The sequence below is a fragment of the Kitasatospora sp. MY 5-36 genome (genome assembly GCF_001182915.1).
In the GTDB taxonomy this organism is placed as follows: domain Bacteria; phylum Actinomycetota; class Actinomycetes; order Streptomycetales; family Streptomycetaceae; genus Kitasatospora.
The window spans coordinates 1-9,567 of the sequence record NZ_LFVW01000454.1 but is presented as its reverse complement, the minus strand read 5'-3'; the positions used below and the strand labels follow the sequence as shown (position 1 = coordinate 9,567).

The following is a 9,567-nucleotide window of genomic DNA, read 5'->3' as shown; positions in this document are numbered from 1 at the left end:
AACGCGGCCAGCACGGCCGCGACCCGTGCCCAGAACCTCGCCACCGCGGCCGCCGCCGCGGCGGGCGAGGCCAAGGATCTGGCCAACCGGACCGCCGACCACGCGGAGAAGGCCGCCGCAGCAGCCGACGCCGCGGCAGCCGCCGCGGGCCAGGCCCAGGACTGGGCGAAGATCGCGGGGCAGCACGCGGACGCCGCCGCTGTCGCCGCCGAGACCGCGGCCTCGGCGGTGGCGAAGGCCCAGACGCTCGAGAAGCTGGCCCGTGACGCCGAGGCCGTGCAGCTGGAGTCGGACAAGCAGCTCGGTGTCACCCAGGCCGACCTGCTGCTGAAGGACGATCAGGCCACCCAGGCGGACTTCAACCAGCAGCAGACCGAGGCCGCCTCGCAGGACGCCGCGACGAAGGACCTGGTCAAGCAGGCCGCGGCGACCGGAACCGCCACGGCGACGGCCGCCCAGGCCGGCCGCAAGGCCGCGGTCAACCTGCTGAAGTCCACCGGCTCCTGGACCCGGGCGTCGGCGCAGGCCGCGCTCTCCGGCACCGACGAGGCCGTGGTCTCCTGGGCCAAGTCGGACTACCAGCGCAGCCTTCAGCTCGACGACCGGGAGAAGATCCTGGCCGTCACGAGCATCGCGAACGCCAAGCTGGCGACCGAGGCGCAGAAGACGCTGGAGAGCACCGACCCGACCGCGGTCGAGAAGTTCCTCAGCGGCGGGGCGCTCCAGGCCCAGGCCGAGGACCTGCGGGTGCGGACCGTCTCCCTGGTCTCGGACGGCGGCAAGGCCGTCCAGCGGGACGGCGGCGCCGCACTGGCCGACGGCCGGGTGTCGGTCCTGGCCGCCTTCCTGTCCAACGGCTACGCCAAGGCCCTGGCCGAGGACGACCGGGTGGCCGTGGTGGTCGCCACGGACGGCGGCGGGCCCAACGTGAAGGCCGCGGGCGCGGTCGCCCTGGCCGGACCGGCCTGGATGCAGCACGAGTTCGTCCGCAAGACCCAGTTCACGGCGGCGCAGAAGGACGCGGACACCGACGCGCACGTGTCGTCCGTGCTGAGCATGATCGCCAACGCCGCGAAGGACGCGGCCACCGCGAGCGAGAGCGCCCAGCGGGCGTACCAGATCGCCGCGGACGCGCGCCACGCGTCGGATGAGGCCGCGCACTGGGCGAGCCTGGCAGGGCAGTCGGCCCAGCAGGCGAAGGGGTACGCGGACGACGCCAAGGCCAAGTCCGCCGCCGCCGACGCCTCCGCGGCAGCCGCCGCCGCTTCGGCGCAGAAGGCCAAGAGTGCGGCGGCGACCGCGCAGACGGCCAACCGGCAGGCCAACTACTCGGCCACCCAGGCGACCACCTCCGCGAACCAGGCCGTGAACTCGGCGGCGAGCGCGAGGGCCTCGGCGGCGCAGGCCGCGGCCAGCGCGAGCGCGGCGGGCAAGGACGCCGCCACGGCGTCGCAGGCCGCGAGCGACGCCCACGCCATCGCCGCGCAGAAGCGGGCGCAGGAGCAGGCCGCCGCTGCCGCCGCCGCGGCGGCCCAGGCGAAGGCCAACGAGGCCAACCACGTCGACCCGGTGAACACGCCGGCCAACGACAAGGTGACCACTCCGGCTCCGGCTCCCGAGAAGCCCGCTCCGGGCTCTCCGCCGAAGGACGACAAGCAGCTGTTCAAGGACTACGGAGACTTCCTGGGCAGTGTCAGCACCTGGAGCGGGTTCGTCGCGGCCGGCCTGATGCTCATTCCGGGTGGCCAGCCCTTCGCGGCCGCCGTCGGCACGTTCTCGCTGGTGACGGGTGTGGCTTCGGCCCTGTACACCGGGATCGGCTACGGCTTCAGCAGCGACAAGTTCATCGGCTCGGTGGCATCCGTCGGCCTCTCCCTGATCGGTGGCCGAGTGGTCGGCGCGATCGAGAAGGGCGCGGCGGAAGCGGCCAAGTTCGGCGTGAAGGTGACCGAGAAGGTCGGCGAGCGGCTGGTGAAGGCCGGACACAGTGCCGTCTCGTCCGTCGTCAGCTGGTTCTCGAGCGACGACTGATCAGGTGATCGCTAGGCAGTGAGTGATCGGCCGTGTTCGAATGGCCGTGACAGAACAGTGGCTGTGGAGCCCGCGTCCGACGCGGGCTCCACAGCCGGAACGAGGGGGGTGTGCGGTGTATCCGTTGGGGCTTGGTGTCGTTTCGTGGTGGTGGCTCGCGATTCTGGCGACCGCGGTGTTCTGGGCGGTCCTGGCACCGGGAATGCCCACGCGCACGCACCGGATCAGCATGGCGCTGGCGCCGGCCGCGATGGTGGTCTTCGGCCTCGGCAGCTACTACGCGAAGCACATGGACGCGGCCGCGGTGCTCGCCATGTACTCGTTCGCGGTGGTGGCCTTCCCGGTGGGAATGGTCGGCCACCGCAGGAAGTTCGCGCAGCGCCTGATGGAGGCGAAGGAGAGGGGCGAGTCGGAGGACAACACGTGGCCGCCCGCCATGATGGCGCAGGTCTTCGTGTCCTTGGTCGTCTTCGGGACCGCGGCGATCTGGACCACCCGGTAGCGGCTCGGTCCACGGCTCACCCGCCCGCGACAACCTTTTCCCCGAACATATAGGCCGTACACGAACATGGCGGAATTCCAGATGCTTCCGAAGCGGGAAACGATCTTCCGGAAGTCGACCCGCTCGTGATAGCAATGGTGCCGGTCGGGGCCGGGGGTGGCCAGGGGTGGCCGGAAACGCCATTCGACCAGGTCGCCGGTACGTGCACCGACTCGGCAGGTCCGCTGCGAACCAGCAGCAATTGACGGCTAATCAGGGGGTTTTATTCATGCGTTCCATCACCAAGATGGTCATCGTCGGCGCGGTCGCCGGCACGGTCGCGGTGTCCGGCGTCGTGGGCGCCGTCGCGGCTGACCGCAGCGCCGCCGCGCCCGGCGGCACCGCCGCCGCTCCGAAGGCGCTGACCGCCGACGACACTCCGCCGCCGGCCGTGGAGGACTTCGCCTACCCCGGCGCGGACCAGATCTTCGCGGACCGTGGCATCCGGCTGAAGAGCGGTGACGGCCACATCGTCCTCGTGCCCTGCGCCCCGGGCCTGCTGGAGGTCGACGCCCGGAACATGGCGGAGACCGACAAGGTCGGCGGCGGCCGCTTCTGCTTCACCACCACCGGCACGTCCGGTCGGCTCAGCCTGGAGCTGCCGTCGACCTACGCCGTCTCCACCTCCGACTACTCCGTCCACGTGGTCATGGTGAACGGCACCGAGACCAAGATCCACGACCTGAAGCCGAACACCTGGAACAAGGTCGGCGAGCTCACCGACCCGCAGCAGCGCCCGTTCACCCTGCTGGAGCTCACCACCTCCAAGTGAGGTTCCGATCAGGCGGTTTGACGCACGCCTGATCCCCCGGTCCCGGCCCCGCCGCGTGAGTGGCGGGACCGGGACCAGCGGGACCCGAACCATCCGAGCGGCCCGTATCGCCGCGGCCCGCGAGCGGTGCGAACGCCCTCCGCGTCCACCCCGCAGACGGCGGCCGACGCCACGAAGCCCGACGGGGCCGCACAGCGGGACTCCAACCGCCAGGACGCCGAACGGCCGTGCCTGCGCTGCGAGTTCCTCGGCAACCGGCTGCCGTCGCTCGGCGGTGGGCCACCGGCCGCACAGGCCGGCGAGCCGGCTGCAGGCCCGCCGCTCGTACCGCTCCAGGCGACTGAGCGGGTGCAGGGCGACGGCCTGGCGGCCCGTCAGAGGCCGCGCGATCGCGGACTCCGTCGGACGCGGGCGGCTCACTCGTCCCCGGCCTCGGCGACCACGGGCCCGAACTGCCGGGTCAGCCTCACCGCTGACCTGCCCCGCAGGCCCTCCGTGCTCCAGGACAGCGCTTCGCGATCGTCGGCGAAGACGTCGGCGGGAAGCCCGCCGGACCACGTCGGACCGATCGCTACCCGAATTCACCTCTTATCGTTGGGAACCCTGTTCATGCCTCGCAACTCCTCGCCCCGCTCCCGACGAGCGGGCGTGCTGGTAGCGGCCGCCGCTGCGGCCGCCGGCACGATGACCTCCTTCACCCCGGCCGGCGCGGTGACCGGCGACGCCGCCGCCGACGGCTCGTACGCCTACACCGCCCGGATCGTCGTCGGCGACGCCCTGCGCGGCTGCACCGGCACGCTGGTGGACCACTACTGGGTGCTGACCGCCGCGTCCTGCTTCTCCGACGACCCCGCACAGCCGCAGACGCTGGCGGCCGGCGCGCCGAAGTGGAAGACGACCGTCACGGTGGGCGCCAAGTCCGCCGACGTGGCCGAGCTGGTGCCGCGACAGGAGCGCGACCTGGTGATGGCCCGCCTGGCCACCGCCGTGGACGGCATCACCCCGCCGGCGTTCGCCACGACCGCCCCCACCTCGGGAGAGAACCTGCGGGTGGCCGGGTACGGCCGCACCAAGGACGAGTGGGCCCCGCTGAAGCCCCACACCGGCTCCTTCACCCTCGGCACCGTGAGCGCGACCGGCATCAGCGTCACCGGCACCGGCGGCGCGGCGGTCTGCAAGGGCGACACCGGCGCCCCCACGATCCGCGAGACGGGCGGCAAGTCCGAACTCGTCGCCGTCGCCTCCCGCTCCTGGCAGGGCGGCTGCCTCGACACCCCGGCCACCGAGACCCGCACCGGCGCGACCGCCACCCGCGTCGACGACCTCGGTGGATGGGTCTCCTCGACCGTGGCCGCCGGCGGCGTGTCGGTCAAGTCGGACACCAAGCTGACCTCCGGACAGTCGATCGTCGGCGCGGACCTGAAGCTGACCATGCGGCCGGACGGCGACCTGGTCGTCACCCACAAGCAGGTCGACAACGGGATCCTGTGGTCGAGCGGGACTTCGGGCAACAACGGCGCCTGGGCGTACATCCAGCCGGACGGCAACCTCGTCGTCTACAAGAGCGACGGCAACCCGGCCGCCGGCACCGGCGCCCTGTGGGGCTCCAACACCTGGGGCCAGAACGGCGCGTTCCTCAAGCTCCAGGACGACGGCACCTTCGCGCTCTACAAGAAGAACGCCGCCGAGACGGTCGCCAACACCGTCTGGAGCGCCACCACCTTCCGCTCCGGCACCCAGCTCGTGGCCGGCCAGCAGGTGTACGCGAAGACCACCCGCCTGGCCATGCAGTGGGACGGTGACCTCGTCCTCTACCGCCTGAGCGACAACGCGGTCCTGTGGCACAGCAACACCGCCGGCAACGGCAACGCCTTCCTCCGGATCCAGCCCGACGGCAACGCCGTCGTCTACTCCGCGGACGGCAGCCGCAGCCTCTGGGCCTCCGGCACCTTCTGGTCGGCGGGCGCCTTCCTGAAGCTCCAGGACGACGGCAACCTCGTCGTCTACAAGGCCGACGGCGGCGAAGGCATCGGCAACGCCATCTGGTCCACCAACACCTTCGCCTGATCCCGGGCCCGCCTCACCGTCCGGGGCCCGCGCCGCGCACTGCGCGGCGCGGGCCCCGGACGCCGGGCTGTGGTGCGGCGTCGATGCTACGCACTCTCCCGCCCAGGGCCTTCGAGCGGACCGTGACCGATCCGGTCGCGGTCCGCTCGAACCCGCACGACGCGCCGGTAGTCCGCCGACCCCGGCCCGTGCGCTGTCGCCCCCCCTCACCAGGCGACCGGCAGGACGAGCGGGCGGGTGAACAGGTTGTCCTCGTCCCAGGGGAGTTCGTCCGCGTCGATCGCGAGGATGAGCCTCGGGAACCGGGTGAAGAGTGCTTCGAAAGCGATCCGCAGGTGCGCCCGGGCCAGTGAGGCTCCCAGGCAGAAGTGCGGGCCGGCGCCGAAGGTCCTCGATCCGTCCGTACGGCGGTGGATGTTGAACCGGTGGGGGTGCTTGTAGTGATCCGGGTCCCAGGTCGCCGCGATCATCGGCGTGACGACCGACTCCCCCGCGCGGATCGGCACGCCGCGGATCTCGGTGTCCTCCAACGCGACTCGCGGGTTGGACAGGTAGCCGTTGTGGTGGAACCGCAGGACCTCCTCCACGACGGCGGGCCACAGCCGCGGGTCTTCGAGGACGCACTGCAGCTCCTCGGGGTGCCTGAGCAGGGTGACGATGCCCGTGGACGCCGAGGAGACGAGCGGTTCGATCCCGGTGACGAGCAGGTAGCTGACGGTGCCGTGCAGCTCGTCGGAGGTGATCTCGTCGGCCTGACGGGCCGCGATCAGGGCACCGATCGGTTCGGTCGGGTCGGGAGCGGACCACTTGTCCGCGACGATCTCGGCGGCCAGTGCGCCGATCTGCTCGGTGGCGGCCGAGACGTCCGTCCGGTCGGCGTTCTGGCTGGTCTGCTCACGGAAGCAGCCGTGCAGCGCCTGGCGCCGGTCCGCCGGGATGCGGAGCAGCCCGCAGCTGACCCGCAGGGCGAGGGGCGCCGTGTAGGCGCTGACCAGATCCGCGGGGTTGCTTCCCGCGGCCATCGCCGTCAGCAGGTCCTCGGCGTGCGCCGCGATGGCGGTGGAGTACCGTTCGGCGGCTCGCCGGTTGAACAGCGGGTTGAGGATCTGCCGCACCCGGGTGTGCCGGGGCGGGTCCAGGTTGAAGATGCCCCCGGGCACGGAGTTGAAGTCCTCGCCGATCAGTCGCGGCGCGCCCGGGTAGACCAGGTCCCTGGAGAAGCGCGGGTCGGTCAGGACTCCGGTGATGTCGTCGTGGCGGGTCAGCAGCCAGGTGGTCTGCCCACTGGGCATGCGCAGCGGGCAGACCGGGCGCTCCCGCCGCAACGTGGCGTACAGCGGCGGCGGGGTCCCGTGCTCCCCCGCGGGCAGCGGCCACTGGAGGATGTCGGTGTCCGACAGGGTCACGACTGGGCTCCTCTGGTACCGGCGTTCGGCGGCGCGGCCTGCTCGACGGCCGGTGCCACGGCCGGCTCGACGGCCAGTGCGATGGTGGCGAAGCCGTGGCCCGGCGCCGGCGCCAGGGCCGGGACCTCGCCGTTCCACAGGGCGAGCTGCAAGGGCCAGGGACGGTTGTAGAGGAGGAGGGCGGTCCGGGTCCCCGTGATGCCGGGCAGGTCCAGGACGAGCGGGAGTTCGGCGAGGACGTAGCCGAGGTTGAGTTCGATCTGCGCCGGGGTCGGCTCGCCGCCGAGGACCGTCATGAGGTAGCCGCGGGATGCTTCCCGGCACAGTTCCCGTAACCGGCCGTCCGAGCGGAAGGCGTCGTCGACCTGGGCGCGCAGCTCGCGGTAGCGCTTCCGGTTGATGAGCCGGGTCCAGCTGTTGACCCGGTCGTGCGGGTTCGGGCCGGAGGCGTGGAGGGCGCGCCGTGCCGCCGCGCGCATCCTGCGCACGGCCCGGGTCGCGCTCTGTGCGGCCTCCCGGGGTGCCCGCCCGCAGGCGATGAGGCCGAAGGCCGTCTCGTAGCCGGGCAGGACGGCTTCGACGTGCCGAAACCTTCCGGCAGCCCAGGCCAGCAGGGTCTCGACGGTCGCGGGCCGGTAGAACCCGTTGAACGGGCTCAGTCCGAACACCGCGGCCTCACCGGTGTCGAGGATCTCCCGCGACTGCTCGTTGAGCGGGTGGACCGTGACGGCTTCCGCCGGGACCGCGATCACAGGCTCCGCCGCCAGTACGCGCCGCAGACGTCGATCCGTCGGATCGGGTCGTCGATCCGCTGCTCCTCACGGAAGTCGTGGACAGCGGCCCGGCACGCCGGGATGACGTAGTCGTCGATGATCACGAACCCTCCGGTGGACAGCCTGGGGTACAGGTGGGTCAGGGCGTCCCAGGTGGATTCGTAGAGGTCGCCGTCGAGCCGGAGCAGTGCCAGCTTCTCGACCGGCGCCTGGGGCAGGCTGTCCCGGAACCGGCCCGGGAGGAAGGCGACGTGGTCGTCCAGCAGCCCGTAGCGGCGGAAGTTCTCCGCCACCTCCTCCTGGGGCACGCCGAGGACCCCGTTGGCCTCGTGCAGGGCCAGTTCGCGGTCCAGGGGGTGCCCGTCCGCGCCCACCTCGGGGATGCCGGTGAAGGAGTCGGCCACCCACACGCGGCGGTCGGTGATGCCGTGCGCCTTCAGGAAGGCACGCATGAAGATGCAGGCCCCGCCGCGCCAGACGCCGGTCTCGATGAGATCGCCGTCGACGCCGTCCGCGACGACCCGCTCCAGGCAGTCGTGCAGGTTGTCCAGCCGCTCCCTTCCGATCATCGTGTGCGCGGCAGCGGGCCAGTCCAACCCTCCGTGCCGCTCCTCGGCCTGGTAGCCGGTCGGTCCGTCCGGAGTGAGCCCACCGTCCTGGTAGATGACATTGGTCAGGACCTTCTTCATGAGGTCCAGGTAGAGGTGCCCGTCACTGTCGCAGTCATCCACTGGCTGTCTCCCTGGCAGGTCGGTTTTGGTCCGGATCGGTCCGGATCGGTCCGGAGGGCTTGGCGGACGTCACGCTGGTGGTGCGGACCACCCGCGGTCGATGAAGTCGGGAGCGCCCTCCTCGGAGTTGACGCCCTTCTCGACGAAGGCGAGGTTGTGGTAGACCGTCAGAGCCACGGCATGCCGGTCGGCGTAGGACGGTCCGGGCGCTGCCGCCGGTGGCACCCACTCCCGGTGGTGCAGGCCGTCGACGAGCTGCTTGAGCAGGCCGACCGAGGTTCCGGGCCCGGCGACGGGGCCGGCGGTGCCGCCGTAGCCGGGCCAGTAGGCGGTCTGGAGATCCTCGACGACGTACAGCCCGCCGGGCCGCACGTGCGGGAACAGGGCGGTGAAGGAGGCTCGCACATGGGCGTTGAGGTGGCTGCCGTCGTCGATGACGATGTCGAACGGCCCGAACCGACGGCCGAGGTCGTCCAGGAGTCCGGGGTCGCCCTGGTCCCCGACGGCGGTGGCGATGCGGGGGCCCCGAACACCGGGTTTGGGGACGATGTCGAGCCCGAGGACCAGTCCCGCCGGGAAGTAGCGCTGCCACATGCGCAGTGACGCGCCGCCCTGGTCGGGTGCGTCGTAGCCGCCGATCCCGATCTCCAGCACTCGGACCGGCGCGTTCCGGAAGCGGGCGAAGTGCCGCTCGTAGTGCTGGGTGTACCAGTGGAGGTCGGCCCACTTGTCCGAGCCGAACCGGGTCGAGAGCCCGCCGAGGTCGACCGGGTGCCGTTGGCAGGCGGCCACGACCGCCTGGACCGCGACCGCCAGCCGCTGGCGTTCGCGGACGATCGCGGTGAGCCCACCGGGGGCCGGGCCGAGCGCGTTCAGCTCGGCGCAGGTGGTGACCCGCCGACTGGTCCGGCGATCGGTGCCGGGGCCGTAGAGGCCGCGCAGGAGGTCGACGGCGTCATGGGTGATCCGCACCGGCGCCGCCTGCCAGCCGTCCCGCTTCGAGGTCAGCCCGTCGCGGTCGACGGTGAGAAGACGACAGGCCCGTTCACCGTCCGACGTGAGCTCGAAGGCGAGGTGCGCGGCGCCGTCCACCGGCACCGGATCGCACCGCACGGCCAGTTCCTCGACGACGACCTCCGCGACCCGGTCGAGCCCGAGGTCGGCGACGGCCCGCGCCAGCCGGTGCTCGTCGGCCGCCGCGCGCAGCAGCGGTTCGATCGCGGGCCAGCCGGGGCCGGCCGCCGCG

At 72.1% G+C, this 9,567-nt stretch carries 8 protein-coding genes; 4 read left to right on the top strand and 4 right to left on the bottom strand.

Annotated elements, in window-relative coordinates:
• From AE652_RS26575 to AE652_RS43175, 4 genes are all read left to right on the top strand, one after another.
• Window positions 1-2,031: ALF repeat-containing protein (locus AE652_RS26575; RefSeq protein ID WP_049655877.1), on the top strand; the 2,031-nt coding region annotated here is incomplete at its 5' end.
• A gap of 202 nt (window positions 2,032-2,233) precedes the next feature.
• A complete protein-coding gene (locus AE652_RS26570; RefSeq protein ID WP_143204551.1) occupies window positions 2,234-2,533 on the top strand; it encodes a hypothetical protein in 300 nt (99 codons plus the stop codon).
• A gap of 268 nt (window positions 2,534-2,801) precedes the next feature.
• Window positions 2,802-3,344 carry a hypothetical protein gene (locus AE652_RS26565; protein ID WP_053112263.1) on the top strand — a complete coding sequence of 181 codons (543 nt, stop codon included), beginning with the start codon at window positions 2,802-2,804 and terminating at the stop codon, window positions 3,342-3,344.
• A 609-nt stretch (window positions 3,345-3,953) separates the two neighbouring features.
• On the top strand, window positions 3,954-5,411 hold the full coding sequence (locus tag AE652_RS43175) for a trypsin-like serine protease (RefSeq protein WP_082345982.1): 1,458 nt from the start codon (window positions 3,954-3,956) through the stop codon (window positions 5,409-5,411).
• 206 nt (window positions 5,412-5,617) lie between these two features.
• Here AE652_RS43175 and AE652_RS26555 read toward each other — a convergent pair whose 3' ends face one another.
• The 4 genes from AE652_RS26555 to AE652_RS26540 form a co-directional block, all read right to left on the bottom strand.
• Entirely contained in the window at window positions 5,618-6,817 is a 1,200-nt protein-coding gene (locus AE652_RS26555) for a cytochrome P450 (protein WP_049655872.1), read from the bottom strand.
• Window positions 6,814-7,569 carry a tRNA-dependent cyclodipeptide synthase gene (locus tag AE652_RS26550; RefSeq protein ID WP_049655871.1) on the bottom strand — a complete coding sequence of 252 codons (756 nt, stop codon included), beginning with the start codon at window positions 7,567-7,569 and terminating at the stop codon, window positions 6,814-6,816. The genes AE652_RS26555 and AE652_RS26550 overlap by 4 nt, the downstream gene beginning before the upstream one ends.
• Complete coding sequence (locus AE652_RS26545) at window positions 7,566-8,321, bottom strand: TylF/MycF family methyltransferase (RefSeq protein WP_234348545.1); 756 nt, start codon at window positions 8,319-8,321, stop codon at window positions 7,566-7,568. Before AE652_RS26545 ends, AE652_RS26550 begins: the two co-directional genes overlap by 4 nt.
• Window positions 8,322-8,390: 69 nt before the next feature.
• Window positions 8,391-9,567, bottom strand: a 1,177-nt coding sequence (locus AE652_RS26540; RefSeq protein ID WP_053112259.1) for a hypothetical protein, incomplete at its 5' end; no start/stop codon positions are given.

Excerpts from the sequence above, each read along its gene's own strand:
- AE652_RS26570 (WP_143204551.1), top strand. The coding sequence starts at position 2,234 with ATGCCCACGCGCACGCACCGGATCAGCATGGCGCTGGCGCCGGCCGCG.
- AE652_RS26565 (WP_053112263.1), top strand. The coding sequence starts at position 2,802 with ATGCGTTCCATCACCAAGATGGTCATCGTCGGCGCGGTCGCCGGCACG.
- AE652_RS43175 (WP_082345982.1), top strand. The coding sequence starts at position 3,954 with ATGCCTCGCAACTCCTCGCCCCGCTCCCGACGAGCGGGCGTGCTGGTA.